The 22,792-nt window shown below is 67.6% G+C and carries 16 protein-coding genes and 1 pseudogene; 8 read left to right on the forward strand and 9 right to left on the reverse strand.

All coding sequences use genetic code 11. The features are described 5' to 3' along the window. Positions 1-283 precede the first annotated feature (283 nt). From CSR00_RS24810 to CSR00_RS24830, 5 genes are all read left to right on the forward strand, one after another. Complete coding sequence (locus tag CSR00_RS24810; RefSeq protein ID WP_245906498.1) at positions 284-1,783, forward strand: DUF3375 domain-containing protein; 1,500 nt, start codon at positions 284-286, stop codon at positions 1,781-1,783. After that, positions 1,780-2,532, forward strand: a complete 753-nt coding sequence (locus CSR00_RS24815; RefSeq protein ID WP_099025074.1) for a DUF4194 domain-containing protein — start codon at positions 1,780-1,782, stop codon at positions 2,530-2,532. The genes CSR00_RS24810 and CSR00_RS24815 overlap by 4 nt, the downstream gene beginning before the upstream one ends. Next, positions 2,525-5,911, forward strand: coding sequence for an ATP-binding protein (locus CSR00_RS24820; protein ID WP_099025075.1), 3,387 nt, complete (start codon positions 2,525-2,527; stop codon positions 5,909-5,911). The genes CSR00_RS24815 and CSR00_RS24820 overlap by 8 nt, the downstream gene beginning before the upstream one ends. A 105-nt stretch (positions 5,912-6,016) precedes the next feature. Next, positions 6,017-9,217 carry a DEAD/DEAH box helicase gene (locus tag CSR00_RS24825; RefSeq protein WP_099025076.1) on the forward strand — a complete coding sequence of 1,067 codons (3,201 nt, stop codon included), beginning with the start codon at positions 6,017-6,019 and terminating at the stop codon, positions 9,215-9,217. Positions 9,218-9,333: 116 nt separating this feature from the next. Continuing rightward, a complete protein-coding gene (locus CSR00_RS24830; RefSeq protein WP_099025077.1) occupies positions 9,334-10,938 on the forward strand; it encodes an MFS transporter in 1,605 nt (534 codons plus the stop codon). A gap of 63 nt (positions 10,939-11,001) precedes the next feature. Here CSR00_RS24830 and CSR00_RS24835 read toward each other — a convergent pair whose 3' ends face one another. The 8 genes from CSR00_RS24835 to CSR00_RS24870 form a co-directional block, all read right to left on the reverse strand. Continuing rightward, entirely contained in the window at positions 11,002-11,778 is a 777-nt protein-coding gene (locus tag CSR00_RS24835) for a gamma-glutamyl-gamma-aminobutyrate hydrolase family protein (RefSeq protein WP_099025078.1), read from the reverse strand. Beyond that, positions 11,775-13,301 carry a flavin-containing monooxygenase gene (locus CSR00_RS24840; RefSeq protein ID WP_176562249.1) on the reverse strand — a complete coding sequence of 509 codons (1,527 nt, stop codon included), beginning with the start codon at positions 13,299-13,301 and terminating at the stop codon, positions 11,775-11,777. Before CSR00_RS24840 ends, CSR00_RS24835 begins: the two co-directional genes overlap by 4 nt. A 37-nt stretch (positions 13,302-13,338) precedes the next feature. Then, on the reverse strand, positions 13,339-14,319 hold the full coding sequence (locus CSR00_RS24845; RefSeq protein ID WP_099025080.1) for a fumarylacetoacetate hydrolase family protein: 981 nt from the start codon (positions 14,317-14,319) through the stop codon (positions 13,339-13,341). Between the two features lie 15 nt (positions 14,320-14,334). Then, on the reverse strand, positions 14,335-15,171 hold the full coding sequence (locus tag CSR00_RS24850; RefSeq protein ID WP_176562250.1) for an MBL fold metallo-hydrolase: 837 nt from the start codon (positions 15,169-15,171) through the stop codon (positions 14,335-14,337). A gap of 121 nt (positions 15,172-15,292) precedes the next feature. After that, positions 15,293-16,603 carry a glutamine synthetase family protein gene (locus CSR00_RS24855; protein WP_141564478.1) on the reverse strand — a complete coding sequence of 437 codons (1,311 nt, stop codon included), beginning with the start codon at positions 16,601-16,603 and terminating at the stop codon, positions 15,293-15,295. Positions 16,604-16,640: 37 nt separating this feature from the next. Beyond that, positions 16,641-17,264, reverse strand: coding sequence for a hypothetical protein (locus CSR00_RS24860; RefSeq protein ID WP_141564479.1), 624 nt, complete (start codon positions 17,262-17,264; stop codon positions 16,641-16,643). 32 nt (positions 17,265-17,296) lie between these two features. Continuing rightward, positions 17,297-18,169, reverse strand: a complete 873-nt coding sequence (locus CSR00_RS24865) for a phytanoyl-CoA dioxygenase family protein (RefSeq protein ID WP_099025084.1) — start codon at positions 18,167-18,169, stop codon at positions 17,297-17,299. A gap of 162 nt (positions 18,170-18,331) precedes the next feature. Then, positions 18,332-18,952 carry a TetR/AcrR family transcriptional regulator gene (locus tag CSR00_RS24870; RefSeq protein WP_099025085.1) on the reverse strand — a complete coding sequence of 207 codons (621 nt, stop codon included), beginning with the start codon at positions 18,950-18,952 and terminating at the stop codon, positions 18,332-18,334. A 113-nt stretch (positions 18,953-19,065) separates the two neighbouring features. Between CSR00_RS24870 and CSR00_RS24875 the strand changes: the two genes are divergently transcribed. Continuing rightward, entirely contained in the window at positions 19,066-20,499 is a 1,434-nt protein-coding gene (locus CSR00_RS24875) for an APC family permease (RefSeq protein WP_099025086.1), read from the forward strand. Between the two features lie 31 nt (positions 20,500-20,530). Then, positions 20,531-21,409: a phytanoyl-CoA dioxygenase family protein gene (locus CSR00_RS24880; RefSeq protein ID WP_176562251.1), complete on the forward strand. Its 879-nt coding sequence runs from the start codon at positions 20,531-20,533 to the stop codon at positions 21,407-21,409. 512 nt (positions 21,410-21,921) lie between these two features. On the opposite strand, the gene CSR00_RS24885 is transcribed toward CSR00_RS24880, so the two are convergent. Continuing rightward, positions 21,922-22,125 (reverse strand): cold-shock protein, encoded by a 204-nt coding sequence (locus CSR00_RS24885; RefSeq protein ID WP_099025088.1) that lies wholly within the window; start codon positions 22,123-22,125, stop codon positions 21,922-21,924. A 190-nt stretch (positions 22,126-22,315) separates the two neighbouring features. On the opposite strand from CSR00_RS24885, the pseudogene CSR00_RS24890 reads away from it, so the two are divergent. Then, positions 22,316-22,666 (forward strand): annotated as a pseudogene (locus CSR00_RS24890) (DUF427 domain-containing protein); the annotation flags it as partial. Between the last annotated feature and the right edge of the window lie 126 nt (positions 22,667-22,792).

A 22,792-nucleotide genomic window follows, 5' to 3' on the forward strand; every position in this document is an offset into this window, starting at 1 on the left:
GCCCGGCGTGGTGTGTGAGGCGGAGGTGGGAAAATGGGGGGCCCCCGGCGGCCTGGGACGGGTGGCTTCCTGCTGACGCGTGCGGGCCGGCCGGGCGGCACCCCGAACACCCCCTCGGCCGGTGACCAGAGGGACTCACGTGACGCCTGAGACCCGACACGCCCGACACACCCCGCCCCGACCCCCGCGCCCCCGCTCGATGTCGGCGCCGTGCTCTAAGTTGGACCGTCCGAGCCCGGACCGCCCGAGCCGGCCCGCACGCGTCAGCAGGAAGGGGGAGGCAGTGGACGACAGCACACCGACGCCGGCCGAGCTGCTCGACCTCAACCGCGACCTGCAGGGCTCACCGACCGTCCGGCTGCTGGCCACCCACAACCTGGGCCTCTACGCCACGCTGATGGAACGCCACCTGTCCGGCGGGGTGGTCGCCGAGACCGAGCTCGTCGTCGCGCTGGAACGCGACCTCGACGACCTGCACGAGGCCGGCGGCCCGCCCGAGGGCCAGTCCGGGCTCGCGCTGATCAAGTCCTGGGCCAGCCAGGGCTGGGTGCACCGGGTCACCGACACCCGCTCGGCGGGCTACGAACGCAACCTGTGCTACCTGACCCAGGAGGCCCGCCGCGCGCTGGACTTCGTGCGCGGCATGCGCCGCAGGGACACCATCGCCACCGGCGGGTCCATCCACGGCATCGCCGGCCGGCTCAAGCAGGTGGCCCTGCGCGTCGGCAACGACCCCGAGCGCATCCGCGCCGGCATCGAGGCCGAGATCGCCGCGCTGCGCGCCGAACTGGACGCCCTGGACTCCCCCGACACCGGCCACATCGAGGAGCGCCCGGACCCCGACCTCACCGACTCCTACGACGAGGCCCGCGCGATCGCGCTGCAGATGGAACGGCTGATCACCGACATCGGCCAGTACGGCACCATGATCGAACAGGCCACCGCCGCGCTGGACGAGCCGATCGACTCCAACGCCGCCTACCGCGACCGGCAGCGCCGGATGTACGCCGACTACCAGACCGCCTGGGAGTCCCGCGGCCGCGACTCACACCGGGCGTTCCTGCGGATGGTCAACGACCCCGAGCAGCGCGCCGAGTTCGAGGCCGACGTCGCCGCCGTCGCCGAGGCGTTGCCCGCGCTGGACCCGGCGCTGCGCACGGTGATGACCGGTTTCTTCGACCTGGTCGGCCACCAGATCGACGAGGTCGAGCGCATCCAGCAGCGCTGCGCGCAGCGGGTCAAGCGGTTCACCGCCTTCGGCACCCTGGAACAGAACCGCGGGGTGGCCCGCCAGCTCGGCGAGGCCATCGGCTCGGCGCGGGCCCTGCTCAAGGCGTCGCTGACCGACTCCCGCCTCGACCTCGAGCTGCCGCTGGCCCGCCACGCCATCAGTTCCGTTGGCGCCCTGGGCTTCCGCATCGGCGAGCTGTCCAACCCGCGCCCGGCCCGGCCCGCCGAGGGTGAGGTGGACCTGTCGGGCTTCGCCGCGCTGACCACCCAGGTCGACGCGCCGGCGATGTCGGAGATGATCAACACCGCCCTGGACAGCGCCGGCCGGCTCTCCCTGCCCGACGCGGTGGGCATGCTCGACGCCGCCTACCTCGGGCACGTCATCGTGCTCTGGTCGTGGGCGCTCAAACAGCCCGGCAGCCACGACACCCCGCAGTCCCCCGCGTCCATGACGGTGCGCTTCCGGTCCCTCGACGGCCGCGACCGCGAGATGGAGGTCCCGCAGCTGATGTTCACCGAGCCCGTCTCCAGCCTGGCCGGAGCCGCCCAGTGACGCAGGCTCCCGAACACACCGACCAGCCCGACTACGCCGCGCTCTCGGCGCTGCCCGAGGTCGACCAGAGCGCCCGCATCCCGCAGCAGCGCCGCCCCCGGTTCGACGGCGACGTCAGCGAACTGCCCGACCGGGCCTGCTGGGCGCTGCAGCACCTGCTGACCCGCCGCTACATCAGCGCCGAATCCGACCGCGACCTCTACAGCTGGGTGCTGGAGTACCGCGCCCAGCTGGCGGTGCGGCTGTCCGAGCTGGACCTGCTGCTGCGCGTGGCCGACGGTGTGGACGTGGGCGACGGGATCGCGTTCGTCGAGCAGGCCCGCTACGAGTCCGCCCGCGGGGTCAAGCTGCTGCGCCGCGAACCGCTGGGCACCTACGACTCCATCCTCGCGCTGCACCTGGCCCAGCTGATGCGCGCCTCGGGCGATCAGAACGTGCTGATCAGCCGCGACGAGATGCACGGCATGTTCTCCGGGGTGCTCAACGACGTCGACCGCGACGCGGTGACGTTCACCGCCCGCATCGACGCGGCCATCGCCCGGCTGACCTCGCTGGAGATCCTGCGCCGTAGCCGCGACGACGAGGACAGCTACACCGTCAGCCCGGTCATCACCGCGGTGATGACCGCCTCGGTGATCACCGAACTGCAGCGCCAGTTCGAGGTTCTGCTCTCCGGTGGCACCCCCCGACCGGCCGACGACAGCGAGGACACCGAGGATCCGGCGGCAGAAGGCGAACTCGATGACTGAGCAGTTCCACCTGGCCCGCCTGCAGGTCATCAACTGGGGCGTGTTCGACGGCTACCACGACATTGGATTCAGCTCGGGCGGCGCGCTGATCGCCGGCGCCTCCGGCAGCGGGAAATCCTCACTGCTGGATGCGATCTCGCTGGGCTTCCTGCCGTTCAACCGGCGCAACTTCAACGCCTCGGGCGACAACACCGCGGCCGGGGCCAGCGCGGGCCGGCGCACCGTGGACAAGTACATCCGCGGCGCGTGGGGCCAGCGCAGCGACGGCGGCACCGCCAAGGTGATGTACCTGCGCGGCGAGGGCACCGCCTGGTCGGCGATCGCGGTCACCTACGCCAGCGACACCGGCCGCACCGTCACCGGCCTGGTGCTCAAATGGCTCACCGGCGAATCCCGCTCGGACTCCTCGAGCCGGTTCGTGCTCGCCGACGGCGACCGCAACATCGAGGACGTCTGCAACCGCTGGGCCGCCGGGCGTTTCGACGCCGGGGTGTTCAAGGACGACTGGCGGTTCTCCACCAAGGTGGAGTCGCAGTACCTGGCCCAGCTCTACGCCACCATCGGCATCCGCGCCTCCGACGCCGCCCAGCAGCTGCTCGGCAAGGCCAAGTCGCTCAAGAGCGTCGGCGGGCTGGAGCAGTTCGTCCGCGAGTTCATGCTCGACGAACCCGACAGCCTGGCCCGCCTGCCCGAGGCGCTCAAGCAGATCGACCCGCTGGTGGAGGCCCGCGAGCTGCTGGCCGTCGCCCAGCGCAAACGCAAGATCCTCGGCGACATCGAGAAGATCCAGCAGCGCTACGCCTCGGAGTCCTCGGACCTGGGCATCATCGACCTCGTCGACCAGCACACCGTGCGCGCCTACACCGACCACGTCCGGCTCGCCCAGTGCCCGGCCCAGATCGCCTCGCTGGACGCCACCATCGACCAGCTCGGCAACGAGTACGAGGACGTCACCCGCTCGCTGAATCTGGCCAAGGCCGAGGCCGATTCGCTCAACGCGCAGATCAGCGGGTCCGGTTCGAGCATCGGCCCGCTGCAGTCGCAGGTGGCCGCCGCCGAGGCCCACGCCGAGGAGGTCTCCCGGCGCCGCGCCGCCTACGAGACGCTCGTGGTGGCGCAGGGCCTCGACACCCCCGACACCGCCGACGAGTACTGGAATCTGCGCGAGGAACTGAGCGCCACCGCCACCGAGCTGCTGGCCAGACTCGACCGCGGCCGCGAGGCCGCCACCGACGCCGAGTACGCGCAGAAGGTGGCGCGGATGGCCCGCGACGACGCCGCCAAGGAGCTCAAACGCGTCGAGCAGGTGGGCTCCGCGCTGCCCGAGTCGGCGATCACCATGCGCGAGGCCATCTGCGCGGCGGTGGGCGTCGAACCCGCCGAACTGCCCTACGTCGCCGAACTGCTGGACCTGCGCCCCGAGCACGGCCGCTGGCGGGTGGCGGTGGAGAAGGTGCTGCGCGGGGTGGGGCTGCGGCTGCTGGTGCCCGAACGCCACCACGGCGCGGTGCTGCGGTTCGTCAACGAGACCAACATGCGCGGACGGCTGCAGCTGCACCACGTGCGCACCAGCCTGATCGGCGCGACACCGGCCGAGGCGGATCAAAACACACTGGCGGGCAAGCTGTTCCTCGTCGACCCGGCCCATCCGTGCGCCGCCGAGGCCGCCGACGTCGTGGCCGCCGCGGGTAACCACGTCTGCGTCGACACCCCCGATGTGTTCGCCCGGTTCCGCCGCGCGGTCACCGACACCGGCCTGTACAAGGACTCCGAGCGGCTGGCGGTCAAGGACGACCGCCGTGCGCTCAAACCCTCGGAGTACATCTACCAGGGCGACATCGCCAACAAGATCGACGCGCTGACCGTCGAGCTGGGCACCGCCGAACAGAACTACCAGCAGGCCCGCCGCGCCGCCGACGACATCGCCGCGCAGCGCCAGCAGTGGCGGGACCGCGCCGCGGCCTGCAAGGCGATCTGCGAGCAGTACCCGCAGTGGAACCACATCGACACCGAGACCGCCGACAAGCACGCCGACCGGCTGCGCGAGCAGTTCGAGATCCTGCTGGCCGACCATCCCGACATCGAGGCGCTCTCGGCGCGCGCCGAGGAGTGCTGGGGTGAGATCCAGACGCTGATGACGCGGCGCGGCGCGATCCAGACCCGCCGCGACGACCTGGACGGGCGGCGCACCCAGCTGCTGGAACTGCAGGAGCGACTGTCCCCGGCGTTCGTCTCCGAGCCGTTGACCGAGCTGCTGCACCGCTATGCCGCCGAGGTGCCGGTGAGCCTGGAGCTGCTGGGCCCCGAACCGCACCGCGACGCGCTGTTCGCCGCGGTCAAGCGGGAACGCGAGCAGCTGCGCGAGAGCCGGCGGCGCTCCTACGACGAGCTGGCGCGGATCCTCAACACCTTCGACACCGCCTTCCCCGACGCGATCCCCAACGACAGCGACGTGTTCGACGAGCGGGTGCACGACTACGTCGCGCTGTGCCGCCACATCGACGAACGCGAGCTGCCCGAGGCCTACGAGCGGATGATGCGCCTGGTGACCGAGCAGGCACCGGACGCGATCCTGACGCTGCACCGGGTGGCCGAGCAGGAGACCCGGCGCATCGCCGAGCAGATCGACCGGGTCAACACCGGCCTGGGCGCCGTCGAGTTCAACCGCGGCACCCGGCTGACGTTGCGGGCCACCCCCCGCCCGCTGCCCGCGGTGAACGAGCTGACCGAGATCGTCAAGGCGATCTCGCGGCGCATCGCCGAGGTGGGGCTGGGCGACAAGCAGGCGATCCTGGACCAGTACGCCGACATCCTGCGGCTGCGCAACCGGCTGGCCTCCACCGCCCCGGAGGACCGGGCCTGGACCCGCGACGCGCTCGACGTGCGCAACCGGTTCGCCTTCGACTGCGCCGAGTGGGACTCCGCCAGCGACGAGCTGATCCGCACGCATTCCAACGCCGGGGACAACTCCGGCGGCGAGCAGGAGAAGCTGATGGCGTTCTGCCTGGCGGGGGCGCTGAGCTTCAACCTGGCCAGCCCGGGCAGCGGCGACAACCGGCCGGTGTTCGCCCAGCTGATGCTCGACGAGGCGTTCTCCAAGTCCGACCCGCAGTTCGCCCAGCAGGCGCTCTCGGCGTTCCGCAAGTTCGGCTTCCAGCTTGTCATCGTCGCCACCGTGCAGAACGCGACCACCATCCAGCCCTATATCGACAGCGTGGTGATGGTGTCGAAGAAGGAGGCGACCGGGCGCGACGCGCGGCCGGTGGCCACCGTGGCGACCCGAACCATCTCGGACTTCACCGCGCTGCGCCAGGAGATGGTTTCTTCGCCCCCGTCGTCGCCGGCGCCGGGGGCCGCGCGGGTGCCCGCTCCGGTCTGACGGCCGACTTCCGGCAGACCTCATCCGTCTCATTGGCACCAATCTGGATGCGGTCACGGCCGCGATCGCCTCGAATTGTCGGGGTCTCGAATTACCGTGCAGCCTGTGACCTCGACTTCCTACCCCGCAATCGCACTTGGGGATGCTGCGGCTTCCCTGGGCCGTGACGCCTATGACCGCGGACGGGACTATGCAGCGGACCGACGTGTGACACGGTGCCTGTGGAACGCGGACTCCGGCAGCCTGATCGGTTCGGTCCGGGGCAATCGCGGCCGGCATTACACCACGGCGGTGCAGCTCGCCAGAGCCTTCGACGGTTGGCGATTCCGCAGCGGCCGATGCAGCTGCCCCATGCAAGTGAACTGCAAACACGTGGCGGCGGTGCTCGTTTTCGCCGGCCGAGCGGGCGCGGAGCCGGAGCGGGACGGTTGGCAGCATTCCCTCGGCGCACTGCTCCCCACCGCCTGCCCGGACGCCGAGGCTACGACGCCGATCGCGATCCAGATCTCCGCGGTGACCGACGGGCTCGCCTACTCGCTCGACGCCCGTCTGGTGCGTCCGGGAAAGCGAGGGGGGTGGGTCGCCGGGGACCTGAGCTGGAGCGGCCTGGACGTGTTGGGCCACCGCGGCTATCGCCGCCAACACATCGAGGTGCTGCGCACCCTGTACTCGCTGTACCGGACGAGCGAGCCCTCGAGCTATGTGAGTTATATGTACGGGACGGTCAAGTCGATCGACTTGTCCCGCTTCGAATCCCCCCAACTGTGGCCCCTGCTCGACGAGGCACGCCGCGCCGGGGTCCGTCTGCTGCGGGCCGGGAGCGGTGACGAGGTTCCGCCGCCCGGCCTCGCAGTCATCTGTCTCGACGTGACAGCGGCTGCATTGGGTGGATTCAGCGTGACACCGGTGTTGCGGGTCGACGATGCACCCCGAGCGGCCGCCGGATTCATCGGTTCAGCCGGACACGGCGTGGGCTATCTCGACGGCGGGCTGCGACTGGCGCGTCTTGCGACGCCGGCTCCCAAGCCGCTGCAAGAGATGGCTCTTCACGGCGAATCACTAGCGATTCCGGCGGCCGACACCAGCCGCTTCGCGGCCGACTACTACCCGGCGCTGGCCCGCGTCTGCACGGTGAGCTCCACGGACGGGGCGTTTACACCACCGGAGGTCTTGGGCCCCGCGCTCGTGCTGGTCGCCGACTACCGAGACGCGCACTCTCTGGAACTGACCTGGTGCTGGTCCTACCGGGTTGGCGACGCGGAGATCCGCAACCGGGTCGACGAACCCGATACTGGTGGCCACCGTGACCTCGGAGCCGAGCAGCGGCTCTCCAATCGTATCGATGCCCCGCTGGAACAGTTCGGGTTGCGCCAGCCCGATGGGGCACTCGTCGCGCAGGCCAGCCGCGGTGGACTGGACACGATGCGCTTCGCCACCGAGCTCCAGCCGTTGCTTGCCGACCACCCCGACATCTGCCTCGAGGTCACCGGTGATCCGGCGGACTACCGGGAAGCGGGCGGGACACTGTCCATCGGTGTCCGCACCGAAGCGGTGCCCGGCGAGACCGACTGGTTCGATCTGGGCATCACCATCACCGTCGAAGGCCGGGAGGTCCCTTTCCGCAGCGTCTTCACCGCGCTGGCCTCCGGGCAGGAATATCTACTGTTGCCCAACGGTGCGTACTTTGCCTTGGACAAGCCTGAGTTAGTGCGGCTGCGCGCCCTCATCGACGAGGCGCGCGCCCTGACCGATGCCGAGGAAACCCCGCGGATCAGCCGGTTCCAGGCGGGTTTGTTCGACGACCTGGCCGAGTTGGGCGTCGTGGTACAGCAGGCTGAGGAATGGACCCGGCAGGTCCAAGGCTTGCGGGCCATCGAAGCCATCGACCCGATACCGGTGCCCCCGACACTGCGTGCCGAACTACGGCCGTACCAACGCGACGGATTCTCCTGGCTGGCGACCCTGCACGCGCACGGTTTGGGCGGCATCCTGGCCGACGACATGGGACTCGGCAAGACGCTGCAGACGCTGGCCCTCATCGAGCACGTCCGACGGGCCCAGCCCGACGGTTGGCCTTTCCTGGTTGTCGCACCGGCCAGCGTCGTCACCAACTGGGCATCGGAGGCGGCGCGCTTTGCTCCCGATCTCACAGTGGTGACCCTCACCGACACCGTGGCGCGCTCCGGCATCGGGCTCGAAGATCGGCTGCTCGGCGCCGACGTCGTCATCACTTCGTACACGTTGTTCCGGCTCGACTTCGACGCACACGCCGAGCGATCCTGGTCGGGGCTGATCCTCGATGAGGCCCAGTATGTGAAGAACCGCCAGGCCAAGACCTATCAATGCGCCCGCCGACTCGGCGCGCCGATCAAGCTGGCGATCACCGGCACGCCCATGGAGAACAACCTGATGGAGCTGTGGGCACTGCTGTCGATCACCGCTCCCGGACTGTTCCCCAACCCCGGCGCCTTTGCCGACTACTTCGCCAAGCACATCGAGAAGACCGGTGACCTCGACCGTCTCGCGTTGTTCCGCCGGCGGATCAAGCCACTTGTCCTGCGTCGCACCAAGGACCTGGTGGCCGGCGATCTGCCGGCAAAGCAGAGTCAGATCCGCGAAGTCGAGTTGTCTCCCCGGCACCGCAGAATCTACGACAAGCGGTTGCAGCGGGAACGACAGAAGGTGCTCGGTCTCCTCGAGGACGTCGAGCGCAACCGGTTCACCATCCTGAAATCGCTGACCGTGTTGCGCCAGCTGGCACTACACCCGGGACTGGTCGACCCAACCGATGCCCAGCTGCCCAGCGCCAAGATCGACGCGCTGGTCGAGCACATGAGGGAGGTTGTCGACGGCGGTCACCGTGCGCTGGTGTTCAGCCAATTCACCCGGTTCCTGGGACAGGTCCGCCAGCGGCTGGACACCGAGGGAATCGACTACTGCTATCTGGATGGACGAACCCGTAACCGCGGCAGGGCGATCGAGCGCTTCAAGGACGGTGGCGCACCGGCATTCCTCATCAGCCTCAAGGCCGGCGGATTCGGTCTGAATCTGACCGAAGCGGACTACTGCTTCCTGCTGGACCCGTGGTGGAATCCCGCCGTCGAGGCCCAGGCCGTTGACCGCACGCATCGCATCGGGCAAACCCGCAACGTCATGGTGTACCGGCTCATAGCCCGTGACACCATCGAGGAGAAGGTCGTCGCGCTCAACGCGCGCAAGGCGCAGCTTTTCGCCTCGGTGATCGACGACGGCAATGCGTTCGGTGCCGCGCTTACGGCCGAGGACATCCGCGAACTGGTCTGCTGACACGCTGCCGCATCCCGGCAGGACGTCAGCGGCGGGACCTGCCCAAGCGCCATGCTGCTCTCCCACCGCCGGCGTGATGGCTAGATTGAGCGGGTGAGCGGACACGGCGGTAAGCGATGACGGCGGCGGGAGCCCCGACGGTGGCGGTCTCGACCTGGGCACCGCTGCGCTCGCCGATCTTTCGGGCACTGTGGATCGCGCAGTTCGTGTCCAACCTGGGCACCTGGATGCAGACGGTGGGCGCGCAGTGGATGCTGGTCGGCGACCCCCGCGCAGCGGTGCTGGTGCCGCTGGTGCAGACCGCCACGACGCTGCCGGTGATGCTGCTGGCCCTGCCTTCGGGGGTGCTCGCCGACCTCGTCGACCGGCGGCGGCTGCTGATCGCCACCCAGGGTGCGATGGCCGCCGGCGTGGGGCTGCTCGCCGCGCTGACCGGCTCCGGGCTGACCACCCCGGCGGTGTTGCTGACCCTGCTGTTCCTCATCGGGTGCGGGCAGGCGCTGACCGCGCCGGCCTGGCAGGCCATCCAGCCCGACCTGGTTGAGCCCCGGGAGATCCCGGCGGCTGCCGCGCTGGGCAGCATGAGCATGAACGGTGCGCGGGCAATCGGGCCGGCCATCGCGGGCGCCCTGGTGTCGCTGTCGGGGCCGACGCTGGTGTTCGCGCTCAACGCAGTGTCGTTCATCGGCATCGTGGTGGTGCTCGTCATCTGGCGCCGCCCGCCCGTGGACCAGACGCTGCCCTCGGAGCGGGCGCTGGCGGCGCTGAGCGCCGGCGGGCGCTACATCCGCAGCTCGCCCATCGTGCGGCGCATCCTGCTGCGTACCGCGCTGTTCATTGCGCCGGCCAGCGCGCTGTGGGGGCTCCTGCCCGTCATCGCCAAAGATCAGCTGGGGTTGGGCTCGGCGGGCTACGGCGTGCTGCTGGGTGCGCTCGGGGTTGGCGCGGTGCTCGGCGCCTTCGGGTTGGGTCGCCTGCGGGCGAAGTTCGGGCAGAATACGCTGCTGTCCGCGGGGGCGGTCGGGTTCGCCGTGGCCACCGCGGTGCTGGCGCTGGTGCCCGATGTGGCCGCGGTGCTGGCGGCGCTGGTGATCGGCGGCACGGCGTGGCTGTTGACGCTGTCGACGTTGAACGCCGCGATGCAGTTGAGCCTGCCCGGCTGGGTGCGGGCCCGCGGGTTGTCGGTCTACCAGCTGATCTTCATGGGTGGACAGGCGGTGGGCTCGCTGGTGTGGGGGCTGGTGGCCGACGGCACCAGCAGTGTGACCAGCCTGCTGGTGAGCGCGATGCTGTTGGTGGTGTGCGCGCTGTCCTCGCTGTGGTGGCCGCTGCACGCACGCACCGGGAACCTGGATCTGACACCGTCGGCGCACTGGCCCGAACCGGCGCTGGTGTTCGAACCCGAGGCGCCCGACGGCCCGGTGCTGGTACTGACCTCCTACAAGGTCAGGCCCGAGGACGAGCAGGCGTTCCTGGCCGCGATGGTGGTCCAGGGCCGCTCCCGGCAGCGCACCGGCGCCGCACAGTGGCGCCTGTTCCGCAGCGTCGAACAGGAGTCGACGTTCGTCGAGACGTTCATCGTGCGCTCCTGGGGCGAGCACATGCGCCAGCACTACACCCGGCTGACCGGATCGGATCAGCTGATCGAACAGAACGTCGAGCAGTACACCGACGGGCCGGCGATCTCGCAGCACTTCATCGCGGAGCGGCAGTTGCGGTGAGCTCGGGTGCCGCCGGTGCCGGGGCTATCGCCGGTGATGCCGCTCCCGGCGGCGGTCACTCGGTCACGCACTGACACGGCCGGAAGCGCGCACCGCCGCGGCTGCGGCCTCCTCGACCAGCCATTGCAGCGCGGGGTCGATCCCGGGGGTCAGCTCGGGGTGCCACTGGACACCGAGTACCCGCCTGCCGGGAATCTCGATCGCCTCCACGACGTCGTCGGCGGAGCGTCCGGCCACCACCACACCACGCCCGGCGACGTCCACTGCCTGGTGGTGCCACGAATTGACCGTCCGGTGTGCGGAGAACACCGAGTGCGCCAGGGTTCCCGGCACAAACCGCACCGAATGTGACTGCGCGGGAGGCCCGGACGGATCGTTGTGCTGCACCGAGGACCGTGGCAGGTGCGCAACCAGGCTGCCCCCGTGGGCGACGTTGAGCAACTGCGCGCCGCGGCAGACCCCAAGGACCGGGATGTCGAGGGTGAATGCCTCGCGCAGGAGATCCAGTTCGAGGTTGTCACGCCGGATGCTCGCCTCCCCTGGCCCGCCGCCCGGTGCCTCCACCTCCTCCGCGGTTGTCAGCGCCCCCGACACCGCGGCCGAAATGTCCTGGCCACCGGAGAGCACCAGACCGTCGAACCGGCCGAGGCAGCCCCGTCCCAGCGCCTCATAAGGCACATACGCACTGCTAGCACCCGCCCGAAGCAGCGATTCGGAGTAGGACGCGTAGTACATGTCGATGGCTTCACCGCGAAACCGCGGGTCGACATCGCGCACGAAGTCGCCGTCGACCCGGCGACCGGTGACAGCGATCAGCGGCGGTGGCCGACGGACGGTCATTTCGGCCCGCCGACCGTGACCTCGCGGCGCGTTGTCCCGCTGCCCGCCGTGGCGCTCGCCGGATCCAGCTGTTGGTAACTCCCGCGATCGAACTTGCGTGTCTTCCACCAGTACTCGGCGGTCGAACCCGGCCACAGCGTGTCGACATGCCCGTCCGGGGACTGGTACCAGCCCGCGCACCCGCTGGTATAGACCGTCCCGTCGAAACGCAGCTGGACACTTGCGTAGCTGTGTCGCTCGACGGTGGGTTTGACGGTGAGTGCGCGGATGGCCCTGCGGCGTTGGTAGGTTACCGCCGCCACGATGTAGCGGACCTGGCTTTCGATCATGACCAGGGCAGAGTTGTTGCCGAGGCCAGTATTGGGTCCGAACACCAGAAAGAAGTTCGGAAAGCCGGACACGGTGATACCCAGATGCGTGGACGCTCCGGCGGCCCAGTGCCGATGCAGGTCCTCACCGTCGCATCCGGTGACCCGGACCGAACCGAGGAAGCTGGTGGCGGCGAAGCCCGTCCCGTAGATCAGCACATCGAAGTCACGCTCAACGCCGTCGGTATCGACGATGGTGGTGCCGCCGATACGCCGAGGCGACGCCTTGGTGACCTCGACGTGTGGTCGTTGCAGAGCGGGATACCAATCGTCAGAGATGACCCGTCGCTTGCACCCGGGCAGATAGTCGGGGGTGACAAGTGCGCGCAGCTCAGGATCGGCGATCGACGCCTGGATGTGGGCCAGGCCGGCGGCACGGTATGTTTCCACGCCCTTGCCGTTGCGTTCCAACACGAGTTGGTCGATGTCGTTTTTCACCCAGCGCTGCCATCGTCGCAGCCTCAGCGCCCCCGGGATATACCGGTAGGCGAACCGTTCCCATCCGGTGATGAGCCGGTCGCCCCGCGGGTACACCCACGGTGCCGAACGTTGGTACACCGTCATCGACGCCACGTCGTCGACGATTGCGGGCACGAACTGAACGGCGCTGGCACCGGCGCCCACGACTGCCACGCGCTTGTCCCGGAGATCAACCTCATGGCCCCAGTGGGCCGAGTGAAACGACGGCCCCGGGAAGGACTCAGCGCCCTCGATCGCGGGGATGCGAGGACTGGACAGGATTCCGGTGGCACTGATGACGAACTGGGCGCGGTAAGCCGGTCGCCCGTCGACCGCGACATCCCAGCACAGGGCCTCTTCGTCCCAGGTCAGCCCGGTCACTTCGGTGTTGAACCGGAAGTGGCCGTTCAGGCGACGCTTCTCGATGATTCCCCGGATGTAGCCGAGCAGCTCCGGCTGGGTTGCGTAGATCCGGCTCCAATCCTTGCCGGGTTCGAACGACAGCGAGTACTGCAACGTCGAGATGTCCACGGCCGCACCCGGATAGTCGTTGTCGCGCCAGGTGCCACCCACGGTCTCACCCTTGTCCAGTACAAGAAAGTTGCCCACCCCGGCCTCGGCCAGCTTCACGGCGGCGCACAGCCCACCGAAGCCCGCACCGATCACCAGTACGTCACGTTCCTCTATCGCAGTCACATTCATCCTTTGCGTGGTTTGCACGAGCCCGGTCGGTTCAGCGTGTGCCGAAGACCGCGGCGGTGGTGTGCCGTCTGGGCCGCAGCGGCGGCCGGGCACGACCGACCTGCGGTGCCTGTGTGTGGGATCCGACAATGTTGGTGATCGAGCCGAGGCCGTCCACCTCGAGCCGCACCTCGTCACCCGGAGCCAGGTAGTCCGGTGACTCCTGGCCGCTACGCCGCAACTCGAGTAGACAGCCACCGTTACCGGCGGTGCCCGAGCCGACGATGTCGCCGCTGTCGACCACGCTGCCCCGGGACGCTTGGGCGATCAGTTCCTCGAAGCGCCACGACATGTTCACCAGATTGTCGGCACACACGAGCTGCCCGTTGACGTAGGCGCGAACATCCGCATCCAGCCGGCCGTCACTGGTCCGCCGGTCCTCGAATTCATCGGCCGTCACGATGCACGGGCCGATCGTCGTCGCGAAGTCCTTGCCTTTGGCCGGCCCGAGGCCCACGCGCATCTCCCGCAGTTGAGTGTCCCGCGCCGACCAGTCGTTGACGATCGTATAACCGAACACGTGTCGCGCGGCTCCGGCCGCGGTCAGGTTACGCCCCCGCCCGGTGATCACCGCCGCCACTTCGAGTTCGAAGTCGAGTTGCACCGATCCGGGCGGATACTCCACCACTGTTCCGTCGCCGGGAATGCACGTTGAGGTGTTGGAGAAGTAGAACACCGGCTGCTCATACCACTCGGCGCTGACGACACCGGTTCCCGATGTACCCACGGTGTGCTCGTAGAACGTCATGAAATCGCGGAAGCTTCGCGGATACAACGGAACGAGGCCGGTACCGGGACCCTCCTGCGCCACCGGTGGGTGCTCGGCGATCGCCGTCGCGCCCCGGCAGAGAGCGGAATTCAACCCCTCACCGATCAGGTGCTGCATCGCCACCCCGACCGGATACAGGGCTCCGTCATCGACGACGGCCGCTTCGATACCGCCTTGCCCATTGGCGAATTGCACAAATCGCATCCGAATCACCCACTTTCAGGCGTACGTCGTCAACGGGCCGCCGTTGAGGGCCACCATGTCCGAAAGCGCGCGGGCCTCATCGAACGCGAACTTGCCCTGGCTGGCTTCGTGGTAACCGCGGTGCAGATTCCCGACAATGCGCTCCGCGTCCAACCAACTTCCGTATCTGCCCAGGTCGGCGCGTTCGGCGGCCTGCAGGGGCGGCAGGCCCGCGCGAACGCCCTGAACCGAGACCCGTTGAATGAACTTCAGATACTCCGCGGTGTCGTCGATGAGGTCCGCCGTGGCCAGCGGTCCGTGCCCCGCGACGATCGTCTGGGCGCCGAGCGGCTTCAGCACCGTCTCCAGGACGGCGATGGAGCCCGCCACAGAACCGGACAGCACGAAGGGGGTACCGCCGCTGAAGAGCAGGTCTCCGGCGAAAAGGACCCGATGCCGGGCAATCCACACAATGACGTCTCCGGCGGTGTGTGCCCGTCGTCCCACATGCATGACCTGCAGCGTCGTGTCACCGGCGATGAGTTCGACCGATTGGTCGAAGACGAGGTGGGGTGCTACGCATTTGACTTTCCCCCAGTCGATCTGGCGCCAGCTCGTCAGGACTGGCGGGTCGCCGTAATCGAGTGCATCCCGACGGCAGTGTCGGTGGCCGACCACCGTCGCCCCCGCGAACATGCAGTTGCCGAACGTGTGATCGCCGTGATGGTGAGTGTTGACGATGGATCGCACCGTGGGCTCGGCCCCGAGCGCCGAAGCCATACTCGCGATGAGCGCTCGCGTCCGCGACTCGGTCGCCGCGGTGTCGATCAGGACGGTATCCTCGGCGGGACCGACGAACCCGGCGTTGTTCAACCACCACGAGCCGTCCGGCTGGATGTAGGCGTAGACCTGTGGGGCGAGTTTCGCGGTGTAGCTGGAGTTCAGTTGTGCTGTCACTGGGGTTGTCTTTCGGATCTGTGATGTGGAGTCGGGCTCAGACCTGTTCGAAATAGCGGTTCGTCTCCCACTTGCTGATCGAGGACGCGGTTGCGCCGGACTCGTGGAATGCCCGCCACTCCCAGCGGCGGGTGCCGACCCAGTAGTCGACGAATTGGCCGCCAAGAACGTCGCGAAGCATGTCGTCCTGCTCGAACGCTTCGGCAGCCTCGAGGATGTTGTGGGGCACCCTGACCAGTTGTCCTTCCGGACGCATCCACGCCAGCCCGGTGACGGGTTGGGGCGGTTCAAGTTCCTTCTCAACACCGACACAGATCCCGCCGAGGATCCCGGCAAGCACCAGATAGGAGTTTGAGTCGGCACCGGGAAGACGGTGCTCGAGACGCGCCGACCCGCCGGGTGCCACCACGGCCCGCAGCGCGCATGACTTGTTGTCCACACCCCACGTCACCGTTGTCGGCGGTCCCTCGAGTTCGGCGAGCCGCCGATAGGAGTTGGGAAGCGGCATGGCCAGCGACGAGAACCCGGGGAGCGTGCGCAGCAGTCCCGCCACCGCACGCCGCATCGCCGGTGTCGGGGCCCCGTCGGAGGAGAACACGTTGTCGCCGGACTCATCGAGGAGCGAGAGGTTGACGTGCGCGCCCTGCCCGTACTCGGCGTAATCCCACTTCGACATGAACGTCGCGCTGTGTCCCAGCTCGTGGGCGGTGTCGCGGATGGCCTGCTTGGCGCGCATCACGTGGTCGGCGGCGTCAAGAGCCGGGGTAGGGATCAGATTGATCTCCAGCTGGCCGACCGCGGCCTCGTCGCTCCACGCCTCCCACGGCACCGCGAGATCATCGAGGCGCTCGATGAGCCGGTTGACGAAGGCATGATAGTCGGCGGACTTCGACATCACCAGCATCGCTCCGGACGTGCCGCCCAGCGGGGTCAGGCCGGTGTATCCCAGGCGCGTTGCCTCCAGGTAACTCTCCTGGAAGAGGGTGACCTCCAGCTCCACTGCCACCAGCGCGGTGAAGCCGTGGCCACCGAGACGATCCACGACGCTGCGCAGCAGGCCCCGCGGGCATACCGGCAGCCTGAAGCCGTCGTTGTCGTAGAAGTCCGCGATCACCCTCGCCGGCGCACCGGCCTGACCATGCCGCAAGGTGCGCATGTCGGGTTTGAGCGTGACGTCGGGCAGTTCCCCGCGCCAACTGCCCCAGTCGAAGCCGAACTGCACGTCGTTACCGAGACTCAGGCCGAACGCCAAATCAGGCCAGTTCCAGCCACATTCGACGCCCTTGACGAACTTGGCCGGCGCAAGCACCTTACTGGAGTGCGTTCCGTCGAGATTCAGATACTCCACCAGGGTCGGACCTTGCGGCACTGCCGCCCCGCCTGCCTCAGACTTCAAAACCACCGTACGCCTCCCGCATCGTTGCACCGATCAACCCCGACACCTCGGCCAGCCCGCCGACGATTCGCAACAGGTGGCTGAACAGTGCTTCGTCGAACAGCATGTCCCCGCTGAAGACCCTCCCCAGGACCGCTCCGTCGCCGTGAACCTCGAACGCGGTGTCGGCGCGCCCGACGACGTGCGTTCTGCCCTGGTGATCCCTGACGTGAAGCGATCCCGGCATGCCGGGTGACTTGCCGTGCTGGCGCCAGAAGTCGTCCAGTTCGGCGACCCAGTCCAGTTCGTTCGGGCACTCGACCGCGCGGCTCAGCGCCGCTCGTTTGTCCTCCGCAATGCCGCCATAGTTTTCGATTCCCCGCGGGAAATCGATTGCCACCGTGTCACGAACGTCCACATCATCGATACTGCCCACCCCGTCGGTCACTGCGGCCAGGCCATTCGAGATCCGCACCGACGCCCACTGCTTTTGATCCCCGTCATGGATCAACGCGTCGAGGTCGGGCAGCCCGCGGGGTGCGGAGAGCACCAGCCGCCGCGCCAGCCGCCGAGTGAATGGCGCGGCCCAACGGTTGCGTTCGACGCGCAGTCCCGAACGCGCCGTGGTGGACACCCACTCGTGCGCCGCTGCTTCCGGGGCCCGCATCAGGCAAACAGGTCGCTGCGGGCGACCAGCTTGTCGTCGTCGGGATTCTCCAGTAGCACGCTCGGATCATTCATCTCATACCACCCGAGGTACGGGGGGCAGACCCGCCAGCCGAGGAGCTCGCGGACCTCCGTCGGGTACTGCAGCACAACGTCTCGCGGAATCGCCAGGTACTGGTTCTCTTCCTGGCGGACATTGCCGACGTCGATCGCCATGGACAGCCCGGTACGGGGTTCGTCGGAACGGTTGTGCCCGCCGGCATGATAGGTGGCACCCAGGAAGATCGCCGCCGCACCGGTTTTCATCACCGCTGAGACGGTCTCATCCATCTTCGGTTCACGCGCATCGTCCCAGGTGTGGCTGCCCGGGATCACCAGCGTGGCTCCCTTCTCCTCGGTGAAGTCGTCCATCGCGAGCATGAACTGCATTCGGGTGTTCGGCCCGGGGTGAGGACGCAGATGGACACTGTCGTCGCGGTGCAGCCCCTGGGCCTGTTGCCCCGGCCAGATCTGAATCAGTTGCGCGAACCCGACCTGCACCGTCGGCGTGATGGCCGTCGGCTCGCCGTAGTACACGGTCCGGGAGTTGGGCTCCTGCAGAAACCGCTTGGCCGTTCCCAACATGTGCCGTTGGGTGATCAGATCACCGCAGGCCAGCGAGCGCGCGAACAACGACGACAGCCGCTTGGTCTTCGAACCGCTGAAACCCTCGTCCCCGAACGGGGTGTGCTCGAGCTGCGGATAGATATCGGCGCGCAGCTGCTCCAGGGTCTTCGAGCTTGCGTAGTCGTTGATGATCACGACGCCGTACTCGTCGAGTGCAGCGCACGCGTCTTCGACCGAAGCAGTGGCTGCGAGGGTGGGAACTGTCATGGATCCTCCAAATCGGTCGGCTGACTAACTTGGAGTAGAGCACGGTCGGCTCCTGCCGCGCAACAGGACGCAATTACCTAGATAACTTACGGATATCGGTTGCAGGCGACCCGGCACCGGGTTACTGTCGCCGAAAGCAAGTTAGTCGTATGACCGACTAACTTAAACGGCCGGCGAGGAGACACCCGAAAGGGAGGTGGCAAACGTGGTCATAGCCTCGGTCAACGGCGCCAACTCGGCCGGAAAGATCGACGTTCCAACGGTGATGTGCTGCAGGTACATCCCATCGACGATCATGAAGGCGTATCGGGCCAGCACCGAGGGATCGAGGTGTTGCTCGTTCGGCGCGGCCGAGCGCCGGAAGAGATCGGTCAGCGTGCGCAGGTACTCGTCGTACACCGCGCGGGCCATCGCCCCCTCGCCATCGCTGCGCCGCACCCAGAACAGCACCTCGTACTGCGCGATCGCCAGGTCGGTCTGGGTATGCAGCGAATGAAGGAAACCCTCGATCACCGCACGGAAGCACACCCGCACACCACATTCCGGCGGCAGAGACTTCGCAGTGTCCAACGCGCCCTCGGACTCGTGCGCGTCCAGGCACACCGCGGCGAGCAGCTTCTCCTTCGACCCGAAGACGTAATGGACCATGCCGAGGTTGACGCCGGCCTCGTCGGCGATCCGGCGCGTCGTCGCCTTTGCGACACCGTCGCGGGTGACCACCCTGACCGCGGCGTCGATCAACTGGCGGCGTCGCACCGCCATCGACTCGTAGCTACTGCTCATCGACGATCAACCGCTTCCGTCCACCCGACACCGCCGGTGTTTCCAATTAGTCACACGACTGTATCAAGAAGTAACAACCTGTCCGCCGCTCAACTCGTCCTTGAAGGAGAACTGTGACCGACGTCAACTCGCTCGTGGACGGCCACGATCCCGAACATGCCCTACAGACCAACCATCTCACCCGTGGCCGCTTGTCCGCGCTCGCGATCGCCAGTTACATCCCGGCAGTCGGCATCGCGACGTTCCCGTTCCTGCTTTTCGGTGCCGCGGGCAACGGCAGCTGGCTGGCCGCGCTGCTCGGCTTCGTCGGACTCATCGGCGTCGGAATCGCGATCATCGCCTTCGCACGGAGATTCGTCGTGACCGGGTCGCTGTACTCCTACATCGCCCACGTCTTCGGACCGTGGAGCAAGCTGCTCATGGCGGTATCGCTGTTCCTCGGATACATCGCCCAGACGTCCTGCAACACCTTCTTGATCGGGATCTACGCGGGCAGCTTCCTGCATTCGGTCGGTGTCGACTCCGCGCAGAGTACGCCGTTCCAGATCGGCATCTACGCACTGGCGATCCTCATCTCCTGTGCGGTCGCCTACCGCGGTCTCGATATCTCGGTGACCGTCGCCGTCGGGTTGGCGCTCATCTCGCTGCCCCTGGTCATCATCATCACCATTGCCAGTGCGGCCCACACCGGACTCGATCTCGGCGCGCAGTTGAGCATGCAGGGTTCGAGCTGGCCGGGAGTTTTCACCGGCCTGGCCGCGGGCGCCGCGTTCTTGGTCGCCTTCGAAAGCTGCGCGGCCCTCGCGGCCGAGACCAAGGAGCCCAGGCGCAGCGTGCCGTGGGCCGTCATGAGCGTTCCCGTGGTCCTCGGCCTGCTGTATCTGGCTGCCACGTTTATGCAGGTGCCCGGCCTCCGCGCTTCGGGCGACGCGCTGGCCGCCGGCGAGTCGGCCCCTTCGGCGCTGGCCAAGACTGCGGGTCTGAGCCCGCTTTTCGGTCAGGCCTGCGATCTGTTGTTGGCCCTGGCAACCTTCGCGTCGCTGATCGGCTTCATCAACTACGGGTCGCGATTCGTCGCGACACTTTCGGCCGAACGTATGCTGCCCGATTCGTTGGCCTCGGTCGGTGCACGCTTCCACACCCCGGGTGCGGCGATCATCACTCTGGGAGTTCTCGGATTCGTGACCATGACGGCAGTGATGACGATAACTCGCCAGGATTACCTCACCGTCTACTACGCGCTGGCGACACTGCTGGTCTACTTCTGGGTGATTCCGTACCTGTTGATCTGCGCGGGCGCCGTGGTCCTGCTGCGCCGGGAGAATCGTCTGACCGTCTGGGTAGTCGTCTGCGCGCTGGTGGGGGCGTCCACCATGGCCTGGCTCTACGCCAACGGCATCGTCAACCCGGCCCCTGCGCCCGTAAACGCAATGTCCTACGTCTTCCTCATCGCCACTGCAGTCGGCTTCGTCGCCTTCTGGATCAAGAATCGTCGCTCCGGCCCCCTTGACTCCTCGGTCGGGGCCGAGGGGCGGACCGCGCGGTAACGCCGCAACAACCCCGAAAGGAAAGCACACAGTGCCTGCACAACTAACCACGCTGCCCTACAGCGCCACGGTGGATGACGTAGTCGAGGTACTCGACCACGACGGCGGGGTCATCGTGAAGGATGCCGTCAGCGGCGAACTCATCGATCGGGTATTCAACGAGATCAAGCCATTCTTGGACCTAACCCCTTGGGGTGAGGGCGATTTCATGGGGACGAAGACGCGCCGAACGTCGAGCATCCTGTCAAAGTCGCCGAGTTACGCCGAGGTCGTCGTGTCCCCCCACCTGCTTGGGGCCGCCGAATCCATCCTGGGGCGGGAGACGGCCTACAGCTGGGTCGGCGGGCAGCGACTTGAGTCCAAGAGCAAGGTTCAGATCTCCTGCACGTCGGCGATTTACATTTTCCCCGGTGAAACCGCCCAGCCGCTGCACCGCGACGACTTCCTCCACCACCGGGTGCACCCCGGTCCGGAAAGCCAGGTCCAGGCGTTGTTTGCAGCGACCAACTACCACGCCCGCAACGGCGCCACCATGGTGATTCCCGGTAGCCACAGGTGGGACGACGACCGCGCCCCAAAGGTGGAGGAAGCCGTGCCGGCAGAGATGACCCGCGGTTCCTGCCTGATCCACCTCGGTTCGACATACCACGGTGGCGGCGCGAACGTGACCGAGGACGAGCCGCGCCTGGCCATGGTGTTGGCCTTCGCCCGCGCCTACCTCCGCCAGGAGGAGAATCAATACCTTGCTGTGCCCAAGGATCAGGTTCAACGCTATCCCGAGCGGGTGCAACGTCTGCTGGGTTGGGACATCAGCGAACCCTATTGCGGTTGGTGGGAGCTGGAAGATCCGCATGTGCTGTTGGAGGGCGAAAAGTCCGTCACCGTCGCCGCCAAGGACCTGCTTGGCTGACCGACGCGACGGGGCACGGCAACGAGATGTCTCTAGTTCACCCGCTGACCCGCGGCCGGCCCCGTCGAGTTCCGCGGTCAGTCAGGGGATGCGAGTCAGCGGTGCATCTCCAGTGCGAGAAACGGTTCCGCTGAGCTCCGCGGATCGTTCACCGGCCCCGGTACGCGGCGCCAACCTCCGCAACCGCTGACGAACCGTATTGGGGTCCATGTAGAGAAGCTGGATGGTTGGCTCGATGGATCCGCAGCTGTCGGGTCAGGCCCCGAGGGTGTCCAGCGGTGCATCGCACTCGTGTTCGGGTTGGCTGTCCGGTGCGCCCAAGATGTTGGCCGAGATGCGCGCCGCGAGATCGGGCGCGCTGACCGCCAGGGGCGCTGGTCAAGCTCGACGACCGCCGTGGTGTCCGACCGCGCGGCGTTCATCGCCATCCGAGCATCACGCGTATCGGCCCGGATACGCCGGTGGGCTGGCGCGGATCACCGCACCAGCCCACCGTCAAGTCCGTGAGTTACTCAGACCGCGGAGACGCCCACCGCCTGGGGGCCCTTGGCTCCCTGTGCCACCTCGAACTGAACCCGCTGGTTCTCGTCGAGGGTGCGGAAACCGCTGCCCTGGATCTCGGAGTAGTGCACGAAGAGGTCCTTCGCGCCGTCGTCGGGGGTGATGAAGCCGAAGCCCTTCTCACCGTTGAACCACTTCACAGTTCCCTGTGCCATTTACTTACTTCTCTCATTTCAGATGCGGACATAGAGATACATCCGCGCCGGAAGACTAACACCATATAGGTCGGAAATTTAAATCCATTGCGGTCCTGGGATATCATCACGCGCGGATGCCGCACCGGCGGACGTAGACGGCCCGGCGACGGGCCGCGCCGGGCCGGTGCCCGGCACCTAGGCTCGGAACATGCCCGTGCCCGACCGACCGCTGCCCGGCCAGGAGTCGGTGTGGGACTATCCACGCCCGGCGCGGCTGGAACAGTTCCGTGGCTCGATTACCGTCGAACTGGGTAGTGGGGTGATCGCCGACACCGACCGGGCCCGGCGCGTTCTCGAGACCAACCATCCCCCAACCTATTACCTGCCCCAGGACTGCTTCGGTGAGGGCGTGCTGCGGCTCACCGGGGGTTCGTCGTGGTGCGAGTGGAAGGGCCGGGCGAGCTACTCCGACCTGGTGACACCGCGGGCCGTCGCGCCCCGGGCGGCATGGACCTACCCGGACCCCTCGCCGCCGTTCGCGGACATCGCGGGAGTCATGAGAAATTGTCAATTCCTGTGGATCGGGGTGTTTCAGGCGACCTCCGTTCCGGTGTGCTCGTCGTCGTTTGAGGGCGGTGTCGGTGGGGTGATGTCGGTGGGCCGTTCGAGCAGTTTGCCTTTGTGG

It is taken from the genome of Mycolicibacterium palauense, from assembly GCF_002592005.1.
GTDB classification, from domain to species: domain Bacteria; phylum Actinomycetota; class Actinomycetes; order Mycobacteriales; family Mycobacteriaceae; genus Mycobacterium; species Mycobacterium palauense.

Coding starts and splice junctions, on each gene's coding strand:
- CSR00_RS24820 (WP_099025075.1), top strand. CDS start 2,525: ATGACTGAGCAGTTCCACCTGGCCCGCCTGCAGGTCATCAACTGGGGC.
- CSR00_RS24835 (WP_099025078.1), bottom strand. CDS start 11,778: ATGACCGTCCGTCGGCCACCGCCGCTGATCGCTGTCACCGGTCGCCGG.
- CSR00_RS24830 (WP_099025077.1), top strand. CDS start 9,334: ATGACGGCGGCGGGAGCCCCGACGGTGGCGGTCTCGACCTGGGCACCG.
- CSR00_RS24885 (WP_099025088.1), bottom strand. CDS start 22,125: ATGGCACAGGGAACTGTGAAGTGGTTCAACGGTGAGAAGGGCTTCGGC.
- CSR00_RS24865 (WP_099025084.1), bottom strand. CDS start 18,169: ATGACAGTTCCCACCCTCGCAGCCACTGCTTCGGTCGAAGACGCGTGC.
- CSR00_RS24870 (WP_099025085.1), bottom strand. CDS start 18,952: ATGAGCAGTAGCTACGAGTCGATGGCGGTGCGACGCCGCCAGTTGATC.
- CSR00_RS24845 (WP_099025080.1), bottom strand. CDS start 14,319: ATGCGATTTGTGCAATTCGCCAATGGGCAAGGCGGTATCGAAGCGGCC.